At 64.0% G+C, this 25,824-nt stretch carries 18 protein-coding genes; 10 read left to right on the top strand and 8 right to left on the bottom strand.

Translation table 11 applies throughout. From position 1 onward, the window contains the following. Window positions 1-159 precede the first annotated feature (159 nt). Window positions 160-474: a hypothetical protein gene (locus ACOYYX_RS28705; RefSeq protein ID WP_422926119.1), complete on the top strand. Its 315-nt coding sequence runs from the start codon at window positions 160-162 to the stop codon at window positions 472-474. Here ACOYYX_RS28705 and ACOYYX_RS28700 read toward each other — a convergent pair. From ACOYYX_RS28700 to mnmG, 3 genes are all read right to left on the bottom strand, one after another. Further along, entirely contained in the window at window positions 471-2,486 is a 2,016-nt protein-coding gene (locus tag ACOYYX_RS28700; RefSeq protein WP_422926117.1) for an ATP-binding protein, read from the bottom strand. The genes ACOYYX_RS28705 and ACOYYX_RS28700 overlap by 4 nt on opposite strands. 108 nt (window positions 2,487-2,594) lie before the next feature. Continuing rightward, complete coding sequence (locus ACOYYX_RS28695) at window positions 2,595-3,176, bottom strand: response regulator (protein ID WP_422926115.1); 582 nt, start codon at window positions 3,174-3,176, stop codon at window positions 2,595-2,597. Window positions 3,177-3,645: 469 nt separating this feature from the next. Continuing rightward, the gene (mnmG, locus tag ACOYYX_RS28690) at window positions 3,646-5,499 is read right to left on the bottom strand and encodes a tRNA uridine-5-carboxymethylaminomethyl(34) synthesis enzyme MnmG (protein WP_422926113.1); all 1,854 of its coding nucleotides are present in this window, start codon (window positions 5,497-5,499) and stop codon (window positions 3,646-3,648) included. 319 nt (window positions 5,500-5,818) lie between these two features. Here mnmG and tpx point away from each other — a divergent pair, with 319 nt between their 5' ends. Beyond that, the gene (gene tpx, locus ACOYYX_RS28685; RefSeq protein ID WP_422926111.1) at window positions 5,819-6,349 is read left to right on the top strand and encodes a thiol peroxidase; all 531 of its coding nucleotides are present in this window, start codon (window positions 5,819-5,821) and stop codon (window positions 6,347-6,349) included. Between the two features lie 181 nt (window positions 6,350-6,530). Here tpx and ACOYYX_RS28680 read toward each other — a convergent pair whose 3' ends face one another. Both ACOYYX_RS28680 and ACOYYX_RS28675 read right to left on the bottom strand, forming a co-directional pair. Next, entirely contained in the window at window positions 6,531-7,682 is a 1,152-nt protein-coding gene (locus ACOYYX_RS28680; RefSeq protein ID WP_422926109.1) for a M24 family metallopeptidase, read from the bottom strand. A 131-nt stretch (window positions 7,683-7,813) separates the two neighbouring features. Beyond that, window positions 7,814-8,500: a 3-keto-disaccharide hydrolase gene (locus ACOYYX_RS28675; RefSeq protein ID WP_422926107.1), complete on the bottom strand. Its 687-nt coding sequence runs from the start codon at window positions 8,498-8,500 to the stop codon at window positions 7,814-7,816. Window positions 8,501-8,936: 436 nt separating this feature from the next. On the opposite strand from ACOYYX_RS28675, the gene ACOYYX_RS28670 reads away from it, so the two are divergent. Beyond that, on the top strand, window positions 8,937-10,094 hold the full coding sequence (locus ACOYYX_RS28670) for a TRAFAC clade GTPase domain-containing protein (protein ID WP_422926105.1): 1,158 nt from the start codon (window positions 8,937-8,939) through the stop codon (window positions 10,092-10,094). A 75-nt stretch (window positions 10,095-10,169) separates the two neighbouring features. Then, entirely contained in the window at window positions 10,170-10,874 is a 705-nt protein-coding gene (locus ACOYYX_RS28665) for a nucleotide exchange factor GrpE (RefSeq protein WP_422926103.1), read from the top strand. Between the two features lie 34 nt (window positions 10,875-10,908). On the opposite strand, the gene ACOYYX_RS28660 is transcribed toward ACOYYX_RS28665, so the two are convergent. Continuing rightward, the gene (locus ACOYYX_RS28660; RefSeq protein WP_422926101.1) at window positions 10,909-13,248 is read right to left on the bottom strand and encodes a VIT domain-containing protein; all 2,340 of its coding nucleotides are present in this window, start codon (window positions 13,246-13,248) and stop codon (window positions 10,909-10,911) included. Window positions 13,249-13,612: 364 nt separating this feature from the next. On the opposite strand from ACOYYX_RS28660, the gene ACOYYX_RS28655 reads away from it, so the two are divergent. Continuing rightward, window positions 13,613-15,028, top strand: coding sequence for a c-type cytochrome (locus ACOYYX_RS28655; protein ID WP_422926099.1), 1,416 nt, complete (start codon window positions 13,613-13,615; stop codon window positions 15,026-15,028). Between the two features lie 15 nt (window positions 15,029-15,043). Here the strand turns inward: ACOYYX_RS28655 and ACOYYX_RS28650 are convergent, their stop codons facing one another. Both ACOYYX_RS28650 and ACOYYX_RS28645 read right to left on the bottom strand, forming a co-directional pair. Next, window positions 15,044-15,652: a hypothetical protein gene (locus ACOYYX_RS28650; protein WP_422926097.1), complete on the bottom strand. Its 609-nt coding sequence runs from the start codon at window positions 15,650-15,652 to the stop codon at window positions 15,044-15,046. Window positions 15,653-15,741: 89 nt separating this feature from the next. Further along, the gene (locus tag ACOYYX_RS28645; RefSeq protein ID WP_422926095.1) at window positions 15,742-16,626 is read right to left on the bottom strand and encodes a hydroxypyruvate isomerase family protein; all 885 of its coding nucleotides are present in this window, start codon (window positions 16,624-16,626) and stop codon (window positions 15,742-15,744) included. 272 nt (window positions 16,627-16,898) lie between these two features. Between ACOYYX_RS28645 and ACOYYX_RS28640 the strand changes: the two genes are divergently transcribed. The 5 genes from ACOYYX_RS28640 (at window position 16,899) to ACOYYX_RS28620 (ending at window position 25,475) form a co-directional block, all read left to right on the top strand. After that, window positions 16,899-18,566, top strand: coding sequence for an Hsp70 family protein (locus ACOYYX_RS28640; RefSeq protein WP_422926093.1), 1,668 nt, complete (start codon window positions 16,899-16,901; stop codon window positions 18,564-18,566). A gap of 114 nt (window positions 18,567-18,680) precedes the next feature. Further along, window positions 18,681-20,747, top strand: a complete 2,067-nt coding sequence (locus ACOYYX_RS28635; protein WP_422926092.1) for an Hsp70 family protein — start codon at window positions 18,681-18,683, stop codon at window positions 20,745-20,747. After that, the gene (locus ACOYYX_RS28630; protein WP_422926090.1) at window positions 20,744-21,637 is read left to right on the top strand and encodes an FHA domain-containing protein; all 894 of its coding nucleotides are present in this window, start codon (window positions 20,744-20,746) and stop codon (window positions 21,635-21,637) included. Before ACOYYX_RS28635 ends, ACOYYX_RS28630 begins: the two co-directional genes overlap by 4 nt. 74 nt (window positions 21,638-21,711) lie before the next feature. Then, window positions 21,712-23,316, top strand: coding sequence for an FHA domain-containing protein (locus ACOYYX_RS28625; RefSeq protein ID WP_422926088.1), 1,605 nt, complete (start codon window positions 21,712-21,714; stop codon window positions 23,314-23,316). Continuing rightward, a complete protein-coding gene (locus ACOYYX_RS28620) occupies window positions 23,313-25,475 on the top strand; it encodes a VWA domain-containing protein (RefSeq protein WP_422926086.1) in 2,163 nt (720 codons plus the stop codon). The genes ACOYYX_RS28625 and ACOYYX_RS28620 overlap by 4 nt, the downstream gene beginning before the upstream one ends. Window positions 25,476-25,824: the final 349 nt, after the last annotated feature.

Raw genomic sequence — 25,824 nt, 5'->3', positions numbered from 1 at the left:
ATTCGACTTGGTCCGATCTTTGCTCTACACTTCAATTGTAGTTGTCCTGTTACCAGAAAGCCTTGACGAGTCCGTCAGGGGCTCGTGCTCGGCTTGGAAACCACCCTCCTCACGTCGTCTTCGGGAAGGTCCCAGGGTTTTCAGCACAGGTAACTCATCATGAAAAAAGGCCGACGGAACCGCCATTACGCCAAACTCGCCCGCCTTCGCCGCCACTTGGAAATCAGCCTGGACATGCTCCGGCCAAGGAGGATCCGCACGCGTTCCGCGCGTTATGCGGCCGCCCTTGCCGAGCAACTCGGCATGATCATGCGGCCCAAGTGTTGTGTTTGGTGTCGCAGGCGACGACGCCTGGAACGGCACCATTGGGACTATTCCGAGCCGTTGAACGTGACGTATCTCTGCGACGACTGTCACGAAATCGCCGACTCGATGGTCCTGGCCGCGGGTATTGCCTCGGTGCAGGCCGGTTAAGCGTCGCCCTTGGCTTCAAGCCCTGACCTCTCGGGCTCCGCCGTGGGTGACTTCGGCGGGGCCTGGAGGGGCAGGTGGACACGGAACAACGTGCCATGCCCAGGGGTGGAGCTCCACTGGAGCTCGCCCCCGGCCTGCGAGACGATCTTCGCCGCACGCGAAAGGCCAAGCCCCAGGCCTCGACCCGCCTGACGCCCGCAGAAGAACGGGTCGAACAGGTGTTGCCCCTCTTCCAGCGTGATCCCACGCCCCGAGTCGCGGACCGACCACCGCAATGACTCGGCATCCCCTTCGAGCCTGATCTGGACATTTCCCCCCTTGGGGGTGGATTCGAGCGCGTTCCTGATGAGCACGTCGAGCACGTGTCGGAAGGCGTCGGGGTCGGTCCAGACTCGCAGGCCCGTCGTCTCCTCGGCCTGGAGGCGGACGCCTCGCGCCTCGGCCTCGGGGCGGAACTCGCGGACGCTGGCGCGGACCAGTTCGTCGGGTGAGCAGAATCGTGGCCTTGGCTCGGGCGTCCTGGCGACGAACATCAGGTCGCGGAGGATGCGATGTGTGCGCTTGGCCTGGGTCAGGATGGCCCCGAGGGATCGGATCGAGGTGGGCTCTTGCTCCTTGCCCATGAGGAGTTGGGCACGCCCCACGATGACCGCCAGTGGATTGTTAAGCTCATGCCCCGCGCCGGCGGCGAATTCCGCCAGCGAGTCGATCTTGGAACGGCGAAGCCGAGGTTCCTCGGTCTCGACGTGGTCGCGATAGACACGCACGGCTTCGTCGAGACGCAGTTCCAAGTCGGTCCGACCCGCCAGCAGGGCCGCCCAGGCTTGCCAGGCGGGCAGGACCCCTTCGATCTGCGAGAGGGTTGAGTCGTCCTTGAAGTCGCCCCAGAGCTCGATGTCCGCGGTCGGCTCGCCACGATCCGAGAGCTCAAACTTGCGAGCTGGTGAGCGGTCGTTCGCTGACGGCTCCTGCGTGGGCGACGGCTGGGCACCTGGCCCTTTCCAGACGACCCTCGCCGTGGCGACACCCGGCGGGGTGCAAAAGGCGAGGCCCGCTCGCTCGGACCAGGTCTCGGGCGACTCGGTCGGGACGGATTCGCCGAGGGCCCTGATCAGATCCCCTCGCGTCGAAGCTTCCGCCTCGCTACGGGCAAGTTGCTTCCTGAGTCCGGCATTGGAGCGAGAGAGTTTGAGCTCATGCGTGGTCGCGTCCGTCTCGACGAACGGCCCGCCGCAATGGATCTGCACCTCGGCGATGAGCAGGCGGAGACGCGAATCCGAGTTGGCGAGTTCCCTCACCTCGGGGGCCATGAGCGACCAGGGAGACCGCTCGGCAATCGCATAGGCTTCCTGGATGAAGCCAAGTCGCCTGGGGTCGCCGGCGACGGCGTTAATCCCTCGGTCGCGATCGGTGTGGAGCCAGGCCGCGTCGGCGAGGAATCGCCCACACCCCCACCGCTCGGCGAGCCAACGCCCGAGTTTGGTGATGTCGACCCCGAGCCGGGAGCCTTCCAGGACTCGACGGGCTTTCGGGTCGCGCTCGGCAAACCAGGCCGTCAGCCACGAAGGCTCAATCGCCGCCACGGCCCAGTAGCCCAGCGAGCACAGGAAACCCGCCCGGGTGATGAGCTCGACCTGATCGTCGCCAGCCTCCCGCGCGAGTCGCCTAGCGGCCAGGCTGACTGCTACGGAGTGTTTCCAGAGGCGTGTGAGGGCCTCGGTCGCCGACAGAGCCCCTGAAGTCGTGCTCCACCAATCACGCTCGATAATGGCATCGAGCGGATCAAACGCCCCCCTGGTTCGCACCCGGGCAAGAACCCAGCCGGGATCGATCTCGAAGGGCGTCAGGGACCGGCTGTTTTCAGAAGAAACGTCGGAAAACGCCTGCGAGCCGTCGCTCATGGAGTTCAGGGCGACCCGAACGGAACTGGCGCGCAACGGCAAACCTTCCAGTCGCTCGACCTGGCGACGGAATCCGTCCTGCCACGAACCTTGTGGAGGCGTTGCGTTCACCGAGCCGGGCTCCTTCCCGTCGGCGAAAAGTTCTGACTTAAATGACGCAAAGACAGGGACTTACAAGCCAAGACATCCTGTCGAGGCTCTGTTGCGCGCTCGCCAGGGTCAGTCTGTCGGACCCGTCTCTATATCCAAGAGTCGGCAAACGCGGCGAATCAATTCATCGATGTCGAGCGGCTTGTGCAGAAAGTCGTCCGCCCCGGACTTGCGCAGGTCGGCGATTTTGTCTTCTTCGACCATACCGGAGATGCAGATGATCTTGATGTCCGACATCGTCGGATCCTGTCGGATCAATTCGCAAACGGCCTGGCCGTTGATATCCGGCAACATGACATCCAGGATGATCAAGTCCGGGTGATACTCCTTAGCGAGCATACCCGCGCCGAACCCGTTATTGACCACCTTTGTCTCGAAACGCGAGTCGTTCGCGAGGACGTCGGAGATCAAATCGACCACGGCCTGGTCGTCGTCAACGATTAAGATCCGCCGCCGACCGCTCTCGAGCGCGTCGGTGGGGATGCTATTTTCTTTCATGAATCGGTAAAGCGCCTCGCGAGGGATTCGCCGAAACCTCGAGCCCGGGACCCGAAAGCCCCGAAGCTGGCCCGAGTCAAAACAGCGAATGATCGTCTGCTGGCTGACTTTACAGATTTTCGCGGCTTCGCCCGTCGTGAAAACGGTCTTCATGTCGAGTTCGTCCCATTCTGCGAGCTTAAGGCTTAATCGCTCCCTCTTGCCGACGAGCCCGGGCCTCCCCCATAGTCCTCGTCAGGCGCCGTGCAAGCCTCCTTGCTAGGCTCGCTCTCAACGCAGGCTGGCCTCGGTTGGCAAGCCGTCGTAAGACCGCCCATCTCCCTTCGCGATGCTTGACCAGCAAAGTTTGCTGATCCTAACGAACTTACCAGAATTGCCAACGCAGCCAATTATAAAGTGCCTGCCTACCCTGTCAACCCAAATGACCGCAAGAGACCTTCGTAGATCACGCGCGTTGTCGAAAGCACATAAACGACCCAGGACCCCAGGCAGGCTTAACCGCCAGAATCCACACAAATGATCCGTTCTTACTCTCCGAAGACGGCTGGCCGAACAACCCGAGTGCAACAATCGCCTAATCTGGCCCATTAAATTCGTTGCGAATATTAATAGGCGTTAACGCTTAACTTTCTTCTCCGTGAAGGAGTGGATTTCTCACCTTCTTGAGATGAACGAGGAGCGTGGCGATGTCGGCCGGATTAATCCCGCTGATGCGTCCGGCCTGGCCGAGCGAGCGCGGCCTCACGCGATGGAACTTCTCGCGAGCCTCCGCTCGTAGTTGAACAATCCCGCGAAAGTCGAAATCCTCGGGGATCGACTTATGTTCCAGGCGGCGGAATCTTTCCACCTGGACCGACTGGCGATCGATATAACCGCCGTACTTGGCTTCGATCGTGACCTGTTCGATCGCCCCGACGTCGTCGACGACCTCAAGGAGCGGGGAATGGAGGTCGGCTAGTTCCTCCCAGGTCGTGGGAGGACGCCTCAATATCTGGAACAGGGTATCCCCTTCAACTCGCGTCGAGATGAGCGTCTCGCGCAGTGAGTCGATTTGCTGCTTGCGCGCCTGGAATCGCTGCCAGCGTGCATCGTCAACCGAGCCGACCTCGCGGCCCCTGGCGGTGAGACGAAGGTCGGCGTTATCGGAACGGAGCAGCAGCCGATACTCGGCGCGGCTTGTGAACATCCGGTAGGGCTCGTCGACACCTCGAGTCACGAGATCGTCGATCAGGACGCCGATGTAGCCCTCGGTGCGATCCACGACGAACGGCTCAAGTTCGAGTGCGCCTCGGGCCGCGTTGATGCCTGCGAGCAATCCCTGGGCGGCGGCCTCCTCATATCCGGTCGTCCCGTTAATCTGCCCTGCGAAGAAGAGGCCAGGAACGTTCTTCGTTTCCAGGTTCGATTGGAGCTGTGTGGGGGGCGCGAAGTCGTATTCGACCGCGTAGCCGAACCGCATGATCTCGGCCTGCTCGAGCCCGGGAATCATGGGGATGATCGTCTCCTGGACGTCGCGAGGCAGGCTCGTGGAGATACCGTTGCAGTAGTATTCCAGCGTCCCCCGGCCCTCAGGCTCGAGGAAGATCTGGTGGTTCTGGCGGTCGGCGAACCGGACGATCTTATCCTCGATCGAGGGGCAGTAGCGCGGGCCGGTGCTCTGGATCTGCCCGGAGTACATCGGGGCGCGATGCAAGTTGGCCCGGATGACGTCGTGGACCTCAGGCGTCGTGGTCGTGATATGGCAGGGGAGCTGTTCCTGGAGGATCCGATCGGTGAGGAAGGAGAAGGGGGCCGGATCGACGTCCCCCGGCTGCTCCTCGAGGCGCGAGAAGTCGATCGTCCGCCCGTTGAGCCGAGGCGGAGTCCCCGTCTTGAACCGTTGGAGCTCGAAGCCGAATGAGCGTAGGCTCCCCGACAAACCCTCGGCCGCCACGTCCCCGGCACGGCCGCCGGCAGTCTTCACCTCGCCGGTGTGCATCAGGGCCTGGAGGAAAGTCCCGGTCGTGACAACGACCGCGCGAGCCCGATACTCCGCACCGCCTCGACAGCGCAGGCCCGCGATCCGGCCGTGGTCGACGATCAGCGACTCGATCATCTCCTGACGCAGGGTCAGGTTGGCTTGTTTCTCGACCAGCAGCTTGGCGAGGTTCTGATAGGCCTTCTTGTCACACTGGGCGCGGGGGCTATGCATCGCCGGCCCCTTGCCTCGGTTCAGGAGCCGGAACTGGATCGCGGTGGCGTCGGTGATGACGCCCATCGCACCGCCGAGGGCGTCGATCTCCCGGACGATCTGCCCCTTAGCGACGCCACCGATGGCCGGGTTGCAGCTCATCTGCCCGACGGCGTCGCAATTGATCGTGAGTAACGCCGTCCGCACACCGAGACGAGCCGAAGCTAGGGCCGCTTCGATGCCGGCATGGCCACCGCCGACCACGATGACGTCATATTGATAAGGATCCGGCCGCTTGGAAGTCATCTCAGTCTCGAGGTGCCCGAAGCCATGTTCGCGTCTTCAACTCCCCTCAAATGATACCGAGCCGACTTCCCGGAACGATAGACGTCGACCCTGCGGCCCCTCCATTCTGCCTGGCTTCAACCGGCCTGCGCCTTTGCCGAGGACGCCTCGATCTCGCCAGTTCGTGTAGGTCCTTGTCCGAGCATGAAGGGATCGAGAAACTCGGCGAGGGGCCGGGCGTTTACCCCTGTAACCGCTTGCGATTCGCACGAGGGGGCGGCTACCCTAAAGCCCCCAGATGATGGGCAAATCCCCAGGACTCAAGCGAAGGATCAATACCATGGCCGAAACGCGCAAGGGCGAAGTCACGTTCAAGGGTAATCCGATCGAGCTGGTCGGACCGAAGCTCAAGGCGGGTGACGCTGCGCCGGACTTCACCTGCGTCGGGGCCGGGCTCGCGGTCATCAACCTCGCAGGGACCTCGGGCAAGGCTCGGCTCTTCAACGTCGTGCCTTCGCTCGACACGCCGGTCTGCAACAAGCAGACGAAGAAGTTCGCGGAAGAGCTGCAGGCCCTCGGCGACAAGGTCGCGGCCTACACCGTGAGCCTCGATCTCCCGTTCGCCCAGCAGCGGTTCTGCACCGAGGCGAGCATCGAGAACGTCAAGAACCTCTCCGACGTCCACAACCACAGCTTCGGCGAGAAGTACGGGGTCCTGATCCAAGGGCTACCGATCCCCTTGCTCGCCCGCGCGGTGTTCGTCGTCGACCCGCAGGACAAGATCACCTACGTCGAGGTCGTCTCCGAGATGACCAACGAGCCCGATTATGATCCGGCCATCGCCGCCCTGAAGACGGCCGCCGGCGCCTGATCTTACATCCTGCCGCCAGGGAAAGAGGATGGCCCCGAGGCCACCCTCTTTCTCGGGCTCATGGAATGCGACGATGGGCAGTTCCGATCTCCCGCAGGTCCTCTCGGACATGCGATGTGAGATCGGAGCTGCCCATCGTCTATTTCACGTTTTCGTCGAGGCTATGACGCCGAAGCAGGCGTCATTTTCCCTGCGAAATCTCGAGCTTGTGGTTCGACAGGGTTTCGTACCCGGTCGGCGTGATGAGGTAATTCCGCTCAAACCGCATGCCCCCTTCGCCCTCGATATAGAGGCCCGGCTCCAGCGCGACGACGTCCCCGGCAATGAGAGTCTCGGTGCTCTCGGGGACGAGGTAGGGCGGATCGGGATGCCCTAGGCCGAGGCCGTGACCCGTGTGGCTCGGGAAGGCGTGAGCCAGGCCCAGGTCGGCGAGGTGGCCACGCACGGCGGCGTCGACGTCGCGGCAGGCGACTCCCGCTTTCAGGACTTTTTCGCCGGCCTTGATGGAATCGACGCAGGCCTGGAAAAGCTCGCGCTGGCGAGGGGTCGGCTCACCCCCAACGGCGAAGGTATTCGTGAAGTCGCCCCGATAGCCGAAGACGACCACGGAAAAGTCGAGCATCAATAGCTCGCCTTTCTGAATGACGCGGGTGCTGGGAATCCCGCCCTTCTCGATCTCGCAGCGAGGCCCGGAGACGAAGTCGCCGTAGACGAGGGCTTGCTCGTCGATGGCATCGATCGCAGCCTGCTGGATCAGTTCGAAGACGGCGAGTTCGGTCATGCCGGGCTTCACCCGCTCGAGCGCCGCAGCCTGGGCGGCCTCGCCGGCTTTCATCGACTTGCGGAGGATCGCAAGTTCGTCGGCATCCTTGGCCCGACGCAGCGGCCGGATGACCGGGTCGAGGTCGACCAGTTCGAGCCCGGGGTTCTTGCTCCGCAGGGCCTCGACGAGTCCGACGGGGACAGACGCCATCTCCACGCCGACGCGAGCGTGAGGGCTCCGATTCAGGACTTCAATCGCCGCGGCGAGTCGAACCCCTTGCCGATGCCCGGCCGAACTCTTGGCCTCATACCAGACCGGGGCCACGACCTCGTCGACGGCGGCGCCTTCCCAGAAGGGCTCGCTCACGTTGTCGGAGACCAGCGTCGCCTTCCCAGGCTCCAGGATCAGGAATGCGCCGGCGTCCGAGGTACGGAAGACGAAAGGTGATTGTGCATAATTGGCGAAATAAATGAGGTGTTGAGGGTCAGCCAATATCAGCACATCACAGGGCGACGGCAGATGATCCCAGAGACGCTTCCGACGGGCGGCGCAACCCTCTGCGGTCAGCATGGACGACGTACTCCGATCACGAGGAGATGCAGTTCCGTGAATTTTGAGAGTCTAGAAGCTGTCGAAGCAGAACGACCGGACTGCCCCTTGGAACCGAGGCAATCCGGCCGAGTCGGCGGGCCAAGACCACCTCAGTTGATGGGCTTGATCCAGACGTTGCGGAACTTGACCTCGTTGCCGTGGTCCTGGAGATAGATCGGGCCATCGAAACCGACGGGGACGTCGACGCCCCCCGGGGTCATCTCGATCTCGGCGTCGTCGATCGTCTTGATCCCGTTGTGGATGACGGTGACGCGGGCCTTCTTGACGACCTTGCCCCCCTCGACCTTGGCCTTGTGGAAGGTCACGTCATAGGTCTGCCACTGCTTGGGGGGCTTGCAGGCGTTGACCTTCGGAATTATCTGCTTGTAGATGGCGCCGCAGTCGTCGTACTTGAGCTCGAGCCCGTATGAGTCGAGGACCTGGAGTTCATAGATCCCTCCGAGGTAGACGCCGCTGTTGCCGCGGGCCTGCCCCTTGGCTTCGGGCATGTAGGGGATGTTGAACTCAATGTGGAGCTGGAAGTCGCCGAAGGTCTCCTTCGTGCGGATCCCGCCGCTCCTCGGTTTCACGATGAAGGCCCCGTCCTCCACGACCCAGGGGGCAGGGCTCTTGCCGTCCTGCCCGGTCCAGTCCTTCAGGCTGTCGCCGCCGAAGAGGACGACCGCGCCCCCCGGGGGCTTCGCACCCAATGACGAATCGTTGGGGGTCTCTGCCCGGGCCAACGCCGCGAACGACGCCCCGAGACAAATGCCGATCGCCAGGGAAAGTCGGGGCATGTTACGCACCCTCCGAAATGGTCGATGAAGAAGGACCTGATTGAAGGTCCACGCACGCCAGAATTTAAGGCCTCTTAGTGTATCCAAGTGAGTCGGCGACACAAGGGCCTCAAGGCGACCCGAGCGGCAAGGTTTAACTTCGGTCGTTCCCCGCAAAATCAAAGGGCTCTGGGTTGAAAGGCGAACGTCGCTGCGACACGATGGATCCCCAGGCAGGCGAGACGAGGCAACCGGGATCTCGCGGTCTTCATCGAGAGAAACGTCGACCCGGTGCTCGTCCCAACCCGGCTCCGAAGGGTGCGAGATGCCCCTGGATCTGTTGACGCGACTCGCCCCCTGGCGTCGAGTGACGTGCCCCTTCTGCCTCGAACGCTTCACCGCTTTCGAAATCCATCTGCGCTGCAACTCTCCCATCTGCAAAAATGATCATACGCGGATGGTCCCCGATCCCATCTTCTCCAGGACCGCCCACGGCCGCAGGACGGTCGGGGCCGGGCTCAAGACCCCCTGGTGGATCGTACCGATCGAGGATCGCAGCCGAGCCTGGAAGCGTCACCTCGACCGCCTCCTCCTGCCGAACTCATTGCCTTGCCGCGAATGCGGCCAGCCGGCCGACTACCGCCTCTGCCCGTCTTGCCATCGCCATTTGCCCGACTCGGCCGTGACTTTGCGCTCCGCGCAGGTCGTCGTCGTCGGCCCGGAGTCGGTGGGAAAGACGACGTTCCTCTCGGTACTGATCAACGAGCTCGACAACCACGTCGGCCCCGACCTCGGTTTCGTCCTCAGCACCGTCACCGATGAGACACGGGAGCGCTACGCCCGCGATTACCATGACCAGACCTATGGACTCAGCGATCTTGGAGTTGGAGACGAAAGGGCGAGGCGTCATAGCCACGCGCCGACACTGAGTCTCAAGGTCGATCGTTCCATCTTGGATCCGCTGGTGTTTCAGGGCAATCGAGCGAAACGGTCAGGCGCCATCCTCTCGTTCTTCGACACGTCGGGCGAGGACTGGGAGGAGAATCTTGACCTGCTTCGCAATGAGGCCGAATACGTCGGCCGGGCGAAGGGGCTCTTGTTCCTCATAGATCCTTTGAGGTTACGCGCTGTGGCGCACGACCCTCGGCTCCATCTCACCGAAAAGGAACGCCGCGTCCCCCTCGCCGATTATTTGAACGACATCCGCAAGCTCGCGACGTTCTTTCCGAACACCCCTACGAAGACCCCGCTGGCCATCGTCCTGAACAAGCTCGACCGCTGGGGTAGACTCCTGCCCAAGGGGACGAAGTTATACGAGTGGGCGTGCGGGGTCCCCGAATCAAGGCCGAGCCTCGGGCTCGACCAGGCGATCCATGACGAGGTGCAATCCGCGCTCCGGCATTGGGGGGCGACCGGTTTCCTGGAGCATCTGGACGTGCACTTCCCCAACCATCGGTGCTTCGCCTGCTCGACGCTGGGGGATGCGGCCCAGGATCGCGACGACGAACCCCAGCCGCTCCCCACCCCCTTGCTGGTCGAGCGGCCCGTCCTCTGGCTCTTGCGGAAGCAAAAGGTGATGGATCAACTCGAATCCAGGCGTCCCGGACCAAGATGAGTGGATGGGCATGTCGCCCCTTCCTTCGAACGACACCCTGCCCAGCGGAGTCGGGCTCGGCCCGAGCGATCGATCATGTCCGACGAGCTACGTCCCGAGGATGCGGAAGTGCTGCCGGTCGCGGCCGAACCGACCCCGGAAGGCGAGGCCGAGGTCGCCTTCGTCGTCCCGGCTCCTGTGGTTGAGTCGATCGCGACTGACGACGAGCTCACGGCCCAGTTACCATCCTCCGGAGAGCCGGCCGCATTCCCGGTCGGATTCGCCGGGCCCGACCTGGCAACGGCCGATTCGCTCGCCAGCCTGGGGGACGCGCTCCACCGCAAACTGGACTCACTGCAGACCATGTTCGAGCGAGAGATCCGCGCCGAGGCCACGCGCGAGAAGGTCGTCGACCGGCTCCATGCCGAGTTGCAGGAGTACAAACAGGATCTGCTGCTCAACGTGATGCGTCCCGTCTTCGTCGACCTGATCCAGCTCCACGACGACATCGGCAAGATCGTCGAGTCGAGGCAGGGGGCCGAGGGAGAAACGGGGCAGCTCGTCGAATTGATGCGGGGCTTCCAGCAGGGGATCGACGACGTCCTCTACAGGCAGGGGGTCGAGCCGTTCGCCTGCGAGGGTGAATCGTTCGACCCTCGTCGCCAGCGAGCCGTCTCGACCACGCCCACCGAGGATCCGAGCCTCGGCAAGACGATTGCGGCCCGGCACCGCAAGGGGTACCGGGCTGGCGAGAAGGTCATCCGGCCCGAGATCGTCTCGGTCTTTGCCATCAAGAAATGAGGGGGGCGTCCTTGCCCGAGGCGGTTCGATCCGATCAGGGGGTCGGAGGGTCGAACCGATAGACCTGGTCGTCGAGCTTGATGGTGACGGGTTCCTCGAAGGCGAGGTACTGGTTGAACTCGGCCTTCTGGGACCGGGCGAGCTCGAAGTATTCGTCGCTGAACTGGCGGATGACCTTGGCCTTCAGATCCTCCTCGGGCGTCACGGTTGAGTCGACCCAGCGATCCTGGCGACGGTAGAAGGTCTTGGACCCGGCCTGGCGGACGGCGAGGGCGTTCGAAGCCGCCTGGCCCTGGGGCTCAAAGGCCTCGGCGAACAGAACCGGACCGGCCTTTCTGCGATCGGCCGATCGCTTGTCAGCACTTTGCCCGGCCATCCTGCCAAGGCCACCCATCATCGCACCACGGGGCTGTGGTTGCATCCCGGCCATGGCACCCTTGCTCTGCCCTGCGTTGGAAAGAGCCGGGGAATATGCCGTTGGCGCCTGTCCATCCCCGACGGACTTGGCTTCCATGTAGAACTGTTTCGCAGAGCGTTGATTGACTCCCGCCGCCCCGCTGACGACGGAGAGTTGATCGAGCGACCGGGCGGCCCGGGCTCGATTCTCGGTCGCCGCGTGCAAGGGGACCGTCTCGTCGGCCAGGAACGATGTGTAAGGGGTCAGGATGCCGTATTTCTGGCTGAGTGCAACCAGCTCGTCGATGAGTTCCTTGTTCTGGCCGTGGAGGTCGATCTGGTCGATGATCGCCCCGACGCGGCGCGTCGCCCAGATGCGTTCGATGAAGTCATAACTTCCGCCCCGGTCGGACGAGGCGAGCTCGGTGGAGAAGTCGAACTGGCGAGAGTCTCCGCCGACCTTGCCGTTGACCTTGATCGAGGTCTTGCCCCCCTGGCGGTATCGGCCGACGAGGATGAGCTGGCCCCCTTCGAAGAGGTCGGGGATGTCGCGAGGATAGGTGCGGTTGATGTCGGTCTCGCCGAAGGCCACCTTGATATCCGTGAGGATCGGGCTCGTGAGCTTGCTGTAGAAGCGGGCGACGTGGGCCTCGATATCCTCGTCGGGTTTTACGTACTCGCTCGTCCCCTGGTTCCCGCCGCTCAGGCGGTCGAGCAGGCGGGCGTTCACGTCGTAGCCGACGCCGAAGGAGAAGATCTTCACGTGCGAGGCGTTCGCACCGCGGCTGTTCTCGGCAATCTTGAGTTCGTTCGTCTCGCCGGCCGTCGGCAGGCCATCGGTGAGGAAGAGGACGTAGCTCGGTCGGGTGTTGTCCTTCACCATCGCGACGGCGGTTTTGAGGGCCGAGTCGATGTTGGTCGCGCCCCCTTCGCGGATCTTGTCGACGTAGCGCTCGGCGTCGCGACGCGTGGAGGGGGAGTAGCGTTGCAACTCGGGCTGGAAGAGGTCGACGCGATCGTCATAGGCCACGATGTTGAAGAGGTCGTCGTCGCGTAGGTTGGCCAGGACGAACTGGAGCGCCTTGCGGGCCTGCTCGATCTTCTTACCCGCCATCGAGCCCGACCGATCCAGCACGAAGATGACGGTCTTGGGCTGTGGCTTGACATCGGCCCGCTTGATCTCCGGGCTGGCCAGCATCAGGAAGTAGCCGTCCTCCGAGCCGGTCGGCCGATAGCTGAGGACGCTCGCCCCCACGGCGCCTTCCGAGAGGGTGTAGATCAGGCGGAAGTCGCGGTCGGGGATGACGTCGCGCCGGTCCAGATGGATCTTCGCCTCGTGCTCACTGCTGCGGTCGATCGTGGCGTCGGAGGTCGGGCTGTAGATGGATTTGATGGGGTCCTTGCTTTCGATCCGGAGGTCGAGGCTCAGGCGGGCGATCGGCTTCGCGGTGAACTTCTGCGTACTGAAGGGGTAGGCGAACTCGACGATCTCCCGGTCACGCTTGCAAATCTGGTTGTAGCGCATCGTGACCTTGCGGTCGGCCCCGGGCGGAATCGGGAAGACGCTCGTGCGGTAGAGGCCTCGCCCCATGTATTCGAGCAGTGCGGGGTCGCGACGGCTCCTCACGATCTCCTCGTAGATCCGACGAGCCTCCTCCTTCGTCAGCAAGCGGCCGGGCATCTCCTTGCCGTCGACGAGCAGTACGAAGTTCTGGATCGCCCCATCCTTGGGCAGGGGGAAGAGGTACTCGGACTCGAGCTGGACGGAGCCTGGGTTGTGGAAGGTCTGCGAGACCTGGACCTCGGCAATCTGGTCGCGGATGCGAGCGTCGACGCTCACCTCGCGAATCTCATAGGACCGAGCGATCGGGACCGTCACGCGACGATCGACGATCAGCCCTTGAGCCCACACGGCCTGCACCCAGGCCATCTGGGCCAACCCGACCAGAAGGAAAGCACGCCCGATGCTTCGAATCATGGCAAACTCCATCCGTCTGCGGGGCAAAACCTTGCGACGTGAAGACGGCTCGAACTCGGCGATGGGAGCGGAACGCCACGAGACCCCAGGGCCGCTCCCTCCTCCTGTTTTAGACGCCTCTCAAGGTCATAACGATCCACCCCACGCGCGTCTTAGGAGTCACCGAGCGATTTCGTGCGAGCCTCGAGATGGGTCCGGAGGACGGTTCTCCTTCGAACGGAAATCTCACGATTTCTTCTCCGAATTCTTACGCGGAATCCCCGCTCCTTGAAACAAATCCCCCTGAAATCGAGTACTATGAGTGCAGCCCCGGCCGCCTTGAAATCATCGAGTTCTTCGCCGTATAACGAGGTCATCGCCATCCATGCCGACGCGTCCATTGCCGCTTTGCCGCCACACGTCTGCATACTTATTAGCCTTGGCGTGTCTTTGTAATGTCGGATCCTTCGCCGCGGAGCTTCGCGCAGAGGATGCCCCGACTGAAAAGGCCGCTAACGAGGCGAACAAGCCCGTCACGTTCAACAAGGACATCGCCCCGCTCGTCTTCGAGCGATGCGCGACGTGCCACCGGCCGGGCGAGGTCGCCCCGTTCCCCTTGCTCACCTATCGCGACGCCAGCAAGCGTGCGGAGCTCATCAAGATGGTGATCGAAGACCGGACCATGCCCCCCTGGAAGGCCGAGCCGGGCTCGGGGCATTTCGCCGACTCCCGGCGACTGAGCGACGAGCAGGTCGCCCTGATCGGTAAATGGGTGAAGGACGGAGCCCCCGAAGGCAATCCCGCCGACCTGCCCGCGACCCCGAAGTTCGCCACCGGCTGGCAACTCGGCGAGCCCGACATGGTCCTGAAGATGGCGGAGGCCTACAACTTCAAGGCCGAGGGGGACGACGAATACCGCTGCTTCGTGATCCCGCTGGAAATCCCCGCCGGCAAGTTCATCGAGTCTGTCGAATACCGCCCCGGGAACCGCAAGATCGTCCATCACGCGGTGCTGACCATGCTGCCGAAGCCGGTCGCCGAGGCCAAACTGAAGGAAGGGGACGGCAAGAGCTTCCTGAGCGGCCTGGCCCCTCCCGGCCAGCTCCTGCCGGGGCCCTTGGCCTTCTGGACCCCCGGCATGGTGCCTCGCCCGCTCCCCAGCGACCTGGCCGCCGAGTGGCCCCAGGGCGTCAGCCTGGTCCTCCAACTCCACCTTCATCCCAGCGGGAAGGAAGAGCTGGAGCAGTCGTCGATCGGGCTCCACTTCACGGACCAAAAGCCGAAGAGCCGCCTCGAATTCATCATCATGAATGACGAGGGCATCCGCATCAAACCGGGAGACAAGGAGTACGTCGTCACCAAGTCGATCACGCTGCCGATCGGCCTCAAGATGTTCGGCGTCTTCCCCCACATGCACCTGATCGGCCGCACGGTGAAGATGACCGCGACCCTCCCCGACGGATCGACGAAGCCCCTCATCACCATCAACGACTGGGACTTCAACTGGCAGAACTACTACGAGTACGCCGAGCCCTTCCATCTCCCCGCGGGGACGAAGATCGAAGGCCGCTGGACCTACGATAACTCCTCAGACAACCCCGCCAATCCCAGCCAGCCCCCCAAGGCGGTGACCTACGGCGAGCAGACCACCGACGAGATGGCCATCACCATCTTCGACGCCCTCCTCGACGGCCCACTCCCCAGGCGTCAGGGACGATCGCGCGCCATGGGTGGCCCCGGCCAGCCCCGCAAGCCGGCCCAGCCCACTAACGACCCGGCCAAGGATAAGCCGGGCCTGTGACACATTGGCTAGTTTTCACCTCGCGCCAGACTCTTCACTGGCGCCGAGGATTCCTACGTAACCGCCGATGATTTCCAGGACGACGATGCCGAGGAACAGGCCGACTGCCCATCGCACGGCGAGGCGGTCGACCTGTCCCGCAGATGCCTTCAGGCCGAAACATGGCCCGAGCCCATCCCAGAGCCAAAGCCCGGCGGGGGCACAGATCAGTCCGAAAAGGATCTTCGCCCACTGCGGGCATCCGTGGCGAGCCAAATCCCCGGCATCGCCGACGCCGCCGAACGATCCCATCCCGATGTAGGCACCATTGGCCACCAGGCAAAAGCCGGCGAAGAATTGGGAGAGCATTAGGAGGCTCGATCGCCTCAGCCTCGCCACGCCCAGCAGGAAGAGGGGGAGGATCACGCCGAGGACCGGGCCTCCCCAGATCACCAGCAGTGGATGCCTGTCTCGCGAAAAATCGGTGCGGGAGATGACGAGCGGGTGGAGCACCACACGATGGACCGCCTCCCCCGCAACCCAGGCCGCGACGACGTGGCCCAGCTCATGCACGGCCTGCATTCCGAGCCAGCAGAACCCGAAGGTCGAGGCGATGAGGGTGAACTGAGCGAGCCGGACCTTCATGGCTGAGAGTCCGCGAGAAATGGCGTCTCGACAAGAAATATCAACGAAGCGGCCCGAGGGAGCGTATCCCTCGGGCCGTTGCGTTTGGATCAGACGTCGCAGAGGGTGACGGCCTCGGCGAGGCTGGTCAGTGGATCACGCTTGGGGATGAACTCGTGGGCGAGATACCCCTTGAAGCCGATCGCGGCGATCGCCCGGGCGATGGCCTTGTAGTTCAGCTCCTGCGACTCGTCGATCTCGTTGCGGCCGGGGTTGCCGCCGGTGTGGTAGTGGCCGAAGTATTCGTGGTTCTTCTCGATCGTGCGGATCACGTCCCCTTCCATGATCTGCATGTGGTAGATGTCATACAGAAGCCGGAAGTTGTCGGAGCCGACCCGCTTGACCAGCTCGACGCCCCAGTCGGAGCGGTCGCACATGTAGTCCTTGTGGTTCACCTTGCTGTTGAGCAGCTCCATCTGGAGCGTGACGCCGGCCTTCTCGGCGACGGGGATGATTTCGCGGAGGGCTTTGGCGCAGTTCTCGAGCCCCGTCCGGTCTTCGATCCCGCGGCGGTTGCCCGAGAAGCAGATGACGTTCTTCCAGCCCTCTGCAGCGGTGGCCTCGATCGACGCGTTGATCTGCTTGAGGCTCGCGTCGCGGAACTTGGGGTCGCACAGACCGTCGGTGAGCGGGTGCGAGGTCGTCATCGTGCAGATCAGGCCATGCTTCTTGGCCGTGACGAACTCGGCGGGAGTGAGCAGGTCGAGGCCGACCAGGCCCATGCGTTTCGCGGCCGAGCAGAGCTCGTCGAGCGGGATCTTCGCATAGCACCAGCGGCATGCCGACTGGATCAGGCGATGCTTCGCGTCGGGACTCAACGGCTCGGCCGCCCGGACGGTGCCTTGGAATCCGCGAAGGGCCGCGAGCGCCGCAGCGGCTCGCATCGCCTCACGGCGATTCGTGCGTGAACCGGGCCGTCCACTCGGTGCGGTCATGGGGGCGTCCTCCCGCGTCTGTTGGCCAACGGAGTTGGAGAGAAAGGCCACTCGGGCCCCGACCCTGCTCCCGAAGATTCTCGCAGGTGTGCCGCCGTTGAGCCAGTAGGAAGCCGCTCCGCGTTGGAATTGGGGAATAGCGTGGGCTCGCGGAGGGAGTAGAATGAAACCCATAATAATTCGACGGGAAGGCCGAACACTCGATCGGGGCCAGGCTCTCATCCGGAGTCAAGGTCCGCGCACATGTCTCAGAGCCACCGGGAGATCCACTCGTGAGCGAAGGTCTCAAGCGCGTTTACGGCATCGACCTGGGAACCACCTACTCGGCGATCGCCTACGTGGACGAGCATGGAAAGCCGGTGATCGTCCCGAACCAGGAGAGCGAGCGGATCACGCCGTCGGTCGTCTTGTTTGATGGCGACAACATCATCGTCGGCAACACGGCCAAGGAGTCGGCCAAGGTCGAGCCGCACCGGGTCGTCTCGCGCGTCAAGCAGCACATGGGCGACCCCAACTTCGTCTTCGAGCACGACGGCCAGATGTACAGCCCGGAGGATGTCTCCTCCTTCGTGCTCCGCAAGATCGTCGGCGATGCCGAGCTCGCCCTCGGCGACGAGAAGATCACCGACGTCGTCATCACTTGCCCCGCTTACTTCGGAACCCCCGAGCGCGAGGCGACCGCCAACGCCGGACGACTCGCCGGGCTCAACGTGCGTGCGATCCTCAACGAGCCGACCGCCGCGGCCATCGCATATGGGCTCGAGCAGGCCGACGACCAGACCGTCCTGGTCTACGACCTCGGCGGCGGCACATTCGACGTCACGATGATCGACATCAAGGATCGGCTCATCCGGGTCATCTGCACCGGCGGCGACCATCGCCTCGGCGGAGCCCTCTGGGACGAGGCCATCGTGATGTACCTCGCCGAGGAGTTCCGCAGCCAGACGGGCGTCGAGGCCGATCCGATGGACGACCCCGAGGTCCTCAACGACCTCTTCCTCCAGGCCGAACGCGGTAAGAAGACACTCACTCAGCGCGACAAGGCCCCCTTCCGTGTCACTCACGCCGGCCAGCAGGCCCGCGTCGAACTCGACCGCGTCAAGTTCGAGGAGATCACCAGGCACCTCCTCGACCGCACCGTCGAGCTCACCCGCGAAATGCTCGACGACGCGAAGGGGAAGGGGCATTCGAGCTTCCACAAGATCATCCTCGTCGGCGGCGCCACGCGCATGCCCCAGGTCCACGACCGGATTGTCGCCGAGTTCGGCGTCGAGCCCGAGGCGTTCGACCCCGACGAGGCCGTCGCGAAGGGCGCGGCGCTCTTCGGGCTCAAGGAGTCGATCGAAGACTCGGTCCGCGAGATTCTCGCCCCCGAAGCCGGAGCCGACGATGACTCGGCCCGCGAGATCAACCTCGAGAAGGTCTCCGAGGCCGAGGTCGAGGAGGCCCTGGACAAGCTCGAACAGCAACTCGGGTTCACACTGACCGGGCCCGTCCGCGAGTTGGTCAACACGCGGATCGTCAACGTCCTGAGCAAGAGCCTGGGCGTCGTCGCCCGCGATGACCATAACCGCGAAGTCGTCGTCTACCTGCTACCTCGCAACGGCGAGGTCCCGATGGAGTTCAGCAGCGACTTCGGCACGGATACCGCCAATCAGGCGGGGGTCGACATCCGCGTGATGGCCGGCGAGCGCGACAGCCAGGAACCGGTCGACTGCCAGGACGTGGGTACGGCCACCTTGAACTTGCCTCCCAACCTCCCCGCACGCAGCCCGATCCGGGTCAAGTTCGCGATCAGCCGCGACGGCCGGCTCCTCGTCTCCGCCACCGACCTGACCGGCGGCGGCTCGATCGACGTCGAGTTCGAAACCGAGGCCGTGCTGAGCGAGAACGAGGTCGCCGAACGATCGTCGGCCCTGCGTCTCCTCAACGTCTCCTGATCCGGATCGCTCCGATCGTCTTCGGCCTGCCTGGCAAATCGCCGGGCAGGCCGAAGCATGCGGATCGACGAGGGTGATAGGCTCGCAAGGGGTCCGTGGACCCGGGGACGGCTCATGGCTCAGGGCTTCGTAGGGATCGACCTCGGTACGACCAACTCGGTGGTGGCCGCGCGCAATGCCTACGGCCGCCCCGAGGTCATCCCCAATCGCGACGGGCAGAACATCACGCCGTCGGTCATCTATTTCGGCTCCGACCCGCCGGCTGTCGGGCAGGAGGCCAAGGAGTGGGCCCGACTCGGCAACGAGGAGATCGCCAGCTTCTTCAAGCCCCACATGGGGAACCCGCTTTACCAACTCCGCTTCCAGAATCGCGACTACAACGCGAGCGACCTTTCCGCGATCGTCCTCCGACGCCTGAAGGAAGACGCGGAGGCCAAGCTCGGCCTATCCATTGAGCACACCGTCATCACCGTCCCGGCTTACTTCGCCGACGCCCAGCGCAAGGCAACAATCGACGCAGGCAATGCGGCAGGCCTGGATGTCTTGCGGATCATCAACGAGCCGACTGCCGCGGCCCTGGCCTATGGCCTTCAGAAGACCGGAACGAACGAAACCGTCCTGATCTACGACCTCGGCGGCGGCACGTTCGACGTCACGGTCGCAAAGATTACCCACGACGCGGTCGGCGTCCTCAGCACGGCGGGAGACCACGACCTCGGCGGGAAGAACTGGGATGATCGCATCGCCATGTTCCTCTCCGAGAAGTTCGCCAGCGAGACCGGCCTCGATCCATTGGACGACCCCGTCGCCCTGAACGAGGTCCTCGTCCGCAGCGAGCAGGCCAAGTGGGCCCTGTCCGAACGCAATAGCGCGAGGATCACGCTCCAGCTCGGCTCGGAGCGGAAAGGATACGAACTCTCCAGGGCCGAGTTCGAGAACCTCACGTTCCCCCTGATGGACCGCACGCGCAAGCTAACGGAGGAAGCCCTCGAGGAGGCCAAGCTCCGCTGGCAGGACCTGAGCGGCGTCTTGCTCGTCGGCGGCTCAACCCGGATGCCGATGGTCCGATCCTATGTCTCCCAGATGGCGGGGATGCCCCCCAGGACCGGAGTGAACGTCGATGAGGTCGTCGCCCTGGGCGCAGCGATCCAGGCTGCGATGGAGATGGGAGAGTCGTCGCAAGATGCCACGCCGAGGTTCACGCTTGGCGGCATGAGGCGGGTCGACGACGTGATGTCGCACAGCCTCGGGGCCGTCGCCGTCAACGCCGAAGGAAATGCTTACATCAACGATATCGTCATACGACGCAATCTCCAGATCCCGGCCGAGAACACCCGCAGCTACCTCCACGCCACGCATGGCGGGTCCAATCAAAAGCTCGAGGTCTACCTGACGCAGGGAGAAAGCCAGAACCCGCTCGATTGCTCGATCCTGGGGAAGTATGTCTTCTCGGGGATCATGGCCACGGATCATGAAGTCACCGTCGATGTCGGCATGTCGTACGACTCCAACGGCGTCGTCCAGGTCCGCGCCACCCAGCGCGACACGGGTCACCAGCTCTCGATGTCGGTCGAGCCCGTCCCCGACGACCTGAGCTGGCTGGCTCGTCCCCCCGAGTCCTCCGCGAGCCAGGGTCCGGCGGAAAAGATCCGGCTCTACCTCCTCATCGACGTCTCGGCGAGCATGGCGGGGACCCCACTGCTCGAAGCCCAGAATGCCGCGAGGGCCTTCCTCGACCGCTGCGACTTCACCTCGATGGAAGTGGGCCTGATCTCATTCTCGAGCAACGTCACCTTGCAGGCCGAGGCGACGAGCAACGCCCGCAGGGTCCAGGCCGCGATCGCCCGGCTCGAGCCGGATAGCAGCACGAACCTGACCGACGCCCTGGAACTCGCCCGCGCCAGGCTGATCTCCGACGACCGCGTCCGCTACGTCGTGATCCTGACCGACGGTTATCCAGACTCCCCCGAAAGCGCGGTAGAGCAGGCCCTGGCGGCAATCAAGCAGGGGATCGAGATCGTGGCCATCGGCATCGGCGATGCGGACCTCGACTACCTCCGCCGGCTCTCGAGCTCCGAGCAGGGCTCGATCTTTGCCCATGCCGGCGAGCTCGTGAAGACGTTTGGCCACATCGCCCGCGTGATCTCCGAGGGGGGCCGTAGCCTCAGGAAATTATCATGAGCACGGCGATTGATGCGACCTCGCGACTCCCGATCCGCTCTGCCAATCTCAGGCAGGCCTACGACCGCGCCCTGGCCGGGGCCCTCGGCGCTGTCTTCGGGCTCTACCTCTACGTCGAGCTGATCCACGCCGAGCAGGTCTACGTGCGGGACGCCCTGGCCGGCCTCCTGATCGGCGGAGCGATTGGCTTCTTCCTGAACGCCTCGGCCCCCTTTCGCGATGGGGCCTGGCTCAAGCTCGGTCGCCTCGCCACCTGGGGAACCCTCGCCGGGGCCGTCGGCGGGGCGGTCGGCCTGGTGCTGGGAGAAGTGGCCATCGGCGTCTTTCAGGGTGGGTTGCTCGGTCGCGCCGTCTCGTGGTCGATCCTCGGGATCGGGATCGGCGTGAGTCAGGGGTTGGCCGATCGCTCGCGTCAACGGCTCCTGTTCGGATTGCTCGGGGGTGGGCTTGGGGGCCTTATTGGCGGTTACCTCTTCGAATGGCTCCGAGGGGCCTTCGGCAACAATGACACGATGGGGCAGGGGATCGGCATTGTGATCCTCGGAGCCGGATTGGGGCTCCTGCTCGCGCTCGTCGAGCAGGCGTTGAGGCGGGCCTGGATCCAGGTGCTCCGAGGCCGACAGGAAGGGCAGGCCTATCTCCTGGCTCACAAGCTCTCGAGAGTCGGATTGGACGAGCGAGCGGAGGTCGGCCTTTTCGGCGATCCGGGGGTCGCGCGTCAGCATGCGGAGATCGAGGCCACTTCAGATGGCTACCTTCTGCGTACCCTCGCGACCGGCAAGATTACCCGCGTCAATGGCCAGGACGTCAAGGGCTCGCGACTTCTCAAGGACGGCGACCGCGTCGAACTCGGCCAGACCTTGCTCCTCTTCCGGCAACGCTCGCATTGATTGAGGAATCCGATGGCTCGCAAGCCGGTGACGTCGTCCTCGGTGATGCTTCCGCCACTCGCTTTGGGATGAACATGAACGCGAAAGCCTGGTCGCTGGAGATCGTGCGAGGGCGTGAGGTCGGCAAGCTCTATGCGCTCCAGTCCGGAGAGACGACGCTCGGGAATTTCTTGAACGGAAATCACGGCATCGACCTCTCCGAGCAGGAAGGCGATGGCCCCAGACGCATGGCGGCGCAACACGCTTCGATCTCGAGGTCGCCGAGCGGCCTGACCCTCCGCGACCTCGAGAGCCCCGGCGGCACGTTCGTCAATCGCCAACGCCTCCTCGGCGGCCAGTCCAAGGCCCTCCAGACCGGCGACCTGATCCAGCTCGGCGGGGTCCAACTCAAGGTCGTTGAGCAAGGATCTCCGCCGTCCTCGGCTCCCAGCCCGAAACCTCAAGCCAGGCCGGCCCAGCCGGTTCCTGTGGCCAAACCCGCGGAGCCGATCAAGCCTCCCTCCCCTCCTGCGGTCGAAAGGCCGCCCGCGTCGTCGACACCGCCTCGACCACAGCCTGCGGCCAAGCCGGTCCCGAGCCAACCCGTCGCAACACCGCCCCGGTCCGCTCCCACGGTCGCGATTCCGCCCCCGATACCGACACCGACGACATCTGGCCCCGTCGCGCTGCCGGCCCCGTTCGTCCTGGCGTCGGGGGCGACGTGCCGGACCTGGGATGACTTTCTCGCGGTCTCGGCTCAGCGATGGTCGGCGCTTCGGGAGGAACTGACGTCGGGCCGCCTCGGTTCTTTTCTACGATCGATCCACCGCCCCGAGCCACAGACATCCGGCTCACCCGACGAGTTGCTTGATAGCTGGCTGGGGACGCTCCCGACGAGTCGAGCCGCCGTGCCCGAACTCGAGGTTCATCCCTCGAAGATCGTGGTCAAGGCCTCTCCCGGCGGCGGGATCGTGATGCAGTCGTTGACCCTCACGAACACCGGCTATCGCCTGCTCCGTTCCAAGGTTCGCGTCGAGGGCCAGGATGCGACCTGGATCCGTTTCAGCCCGAACGACGTCCACGAAGGGCATGTAACCGTCGATCAGTCAAGCCTCTCGTTCGAGGTACAGATCCCCGAGTCGCTCGATGTGCCCAAGGTCGGGACGTTCGTCATCGAGAGCAACGGGGGCAAGCAGAAGGTTGAGATTCGCGTCGAACGCCCCTCGGCGCCGGTGCCGCTGGACCTCGAAACTGAAGCCCCGATCGCGACGGGCGTCCCCCTCGGCGAGTTCCTGGAGAAGCGTTCGGCCGTGTCGCGAGTGAGCGTGGGGATCCTCCTCGGCCTCCTGGCTCGACTCCTCGTCATGATCGGCGGTGGGTTCGATGGGGCGAACCCGGCGGGAGCCTCGCCGCAGCTCTTCGGCGCCGCGATGGTGTTCGCCCTCGCTGGGGTCGCGGTTGCCGCCACGCTCGCGCTCAAGCGAGGGGCAGGGCGGGACGTGGTGACTTCGGGATTTGCGGGGGGATGCCTGGGTGTCTTCGCCTCGGCCATATTCGTCGCCCTATGCCGGTCAATCGAGCCCATGATCGGCACCTCGCCGTTCTTTCAAGAATTACTCTGGGCCGTCCTGGGCGGGGCACTCGGATTCCTGACCACGCTGCTGATCCCTCATCAACCCGGCGTCGAGGCTTCGTCATGAAATCACGCCTTTTCGTCTGCCTCGCCGCCTTCTTCGTTTTCATGGATCCTCAAGACCTTGCCATCGCAGCAGGGCCGAGCGACCAGGATGTGGCGCAGGCGATCGAACGCGGGATGGCGTTCATCAAGAAACAGCAGGAGCCGGGAGGAAACTGGTCCTACGCGTTCAATCATAATCATAACCTGGGTATCACGGCCCTGGCCGGGCTCGCATTGCTGGAGAACGGAGCGGACCGATTGGACCCGGCCGTCAGCTCGGCCGAGGAGACGATCAAAGTCCTCGCAATCCGCTCGAATCAGACCTACGACCTGGCGCTGGCGATCCTTTTCCTGGCCCGGGTACAAGGGCCGGGCTCGGGCGATGGACATGGCAAAAACGAGGCCCTGATCCGCCGCCTTGCATCACGGCTCGATAGTGGCGATCAGGGGGGCATGTGGTCGTATACGGTTCCTTTCGACGCACGTGAAGAATCCGATGAAGTGGAATCCCCGGCGACGGACAAGAAAACTCGCCGCCGACGCACGAGCGGCGAGCGCAGGATCCAGGCGGCCGGGGACAACTCGAACACCCAGTTCGCCCTGCTCGGGATGTGGGCCGCCGGACGTCACGGCTTCGACCCGAACGAGGCCCTCGAGTCGATCGACGGGCATTTCCGCAGCACCGAGAATCAGGACGGCCATTGGGGCTATCTGCCCAACCAGTGGGGCACCGAGTCGATGACTTGCGCCGGCCTGATGGGCCTGGCCATCGGAGCGGCCCGCCCTCATCTCGCCGAGCGACAGACGGCTCGGGCCCGGGGCGCCGCACTCGCCAATGACCCGATCTTCACCTCGGCGCTCGCCGCCGTGACGAACGATGCGAAGAGGATCGGCCCACAGTCCGAAATTTATTACCTGTGGTCGCTGGAGCGCGTTTGCGTGGCCCTCGGCCTGCGCCAGCTCTCCGGCTTCGATTGGTACGCGACCGGCGCCGCGGAGCTCTTGCGTCGCCAGCGCGACGACGGGAGTTGGCCGGACGAACGCTGGGGCTCATTGCCCAACTCGTGCCTCGCCCTGCTATTCCTGCGCAAGGCGAACCTCGCGTTCGAACTCGACCGCGTCTTGCGGCTCCCAACCGTCGTGACGACGGTCGCCCTGCAGAATGAACCGACTCCCGCCCCCGAGGCTGGTCCCGCCCCCGACCCTGCCGCCAAGCCCGTCGGCATGGGGGAAGGGGACGACGCCAGCGTCGTCATCACGAGCGCGAGCCAGTCCAACTTCCCGGAGATCAGCGTCGAGTTTGAGGTGAAGCGCCCCGACGGCTCATTCCTGCTCGACGGCCGCCGCGAAGACTTCCGCGTCACCGAGTATGACCAGGACGTCCCGATCCAGAGCCTCGACTCCCCGCTGACGCTGACCACCCACCCCACCACCGTCGTCCTCGTGGTGGATCGAAGCCTCAGCATGCAGCAGGAAGACCGCATGTCTCACCTCAAGCGTGCGGTCGGCCCTTTCCTGAAAGGCCTGCCGAAGGGTTCGCGGGTTGCGGTCATCGCCTTCGGCTCCGAGGTCGAGTTGCTGACCCCGTTCACTGATGATTTCTCCAAGGTCAGCGAAGCGGTCGAGACCCTGAGCCCCTTCGGCGCCACGCGCTACTACGACGCCGTGGCCGAGGCCCTGGAACTCCTCCAGTCTCAAACGGGGCGTCGGGCGGTCCTGGCTCTCACCGACGGAGAAGATACGTTCAGCCAGACTGCCACTCTCGACAACGTCATCCTGATGGCGAATCGGATGGGCCTCCCCGTCCACACCCTGGGACTCGGGACCGAGGACGAGATTGAGAGCGATGCCCTCCGTCGCCTGGCCACCTCGACCCGCGGCCAGTATTACCCCGCCCGGGACGCCGCGCAGTTGCGTTCGATCTATGAGGAACTCGCCAAGCGACTCCGTTCGACCTACACCCTGACCTACAAGACCGACCGCAAGCTCCCCGACGGCACCCTCCGCCCCGTCCGCATCTACTTCAAGGCCAGCCGGAAGGCGGGCGAGACCGCCGTCTTCGTCCACGGCATGGTCGTGCCCGCCGCGGATTGGAACCACCTTTTCCTCATCCTCGTGGGCGGCCTGATCACCCTGACCATCATCCCGAGCCGCCTGCTCCGGCGAAAGTCGAGCCGCTAATCTCGGAGCGTTCGCCGGTTGATTTCAGCGACCTGCCATTTTCGGCTGTCAGACCAAGCCCCGACTCTATCCACTCGGTAATGCACCCATCCTGGAGGGGACCACTGAAAATGCGGCCGTCATCGAGGACTCGTCGACAAGAATTTCCTCGAAGCGATCTCGATCAATTAAATAATCAACAAGCATTTATAAAACAGGCATCTCATACAATTTCAAACCTTCTATCAAGGCAAGGCAGTAACACTCGAGCGATACAATAAGCCTCATCGCGACTGAATCATGCAGATCGAGCCCAGGTTGTTCGCTACATTCCAGGCATGGACTCCACCCCCGCATCCTTTCCCAGTGC

Origin of the sequence: Singulisphaera chitinilytica (assembly GCF_049331405.1) — a bacterium.
Classification (GTDB): domain Bacteria; phylum Planctomycetota; class Planctomycetia; order Isosphaerales; family Isosphaeraceae; genus PoT.
The sequence above is the reverse complement of the archived record's forward strand: the minus strand, read 5'-3'. Positions and strand labels throughout refer to the sequence as shown.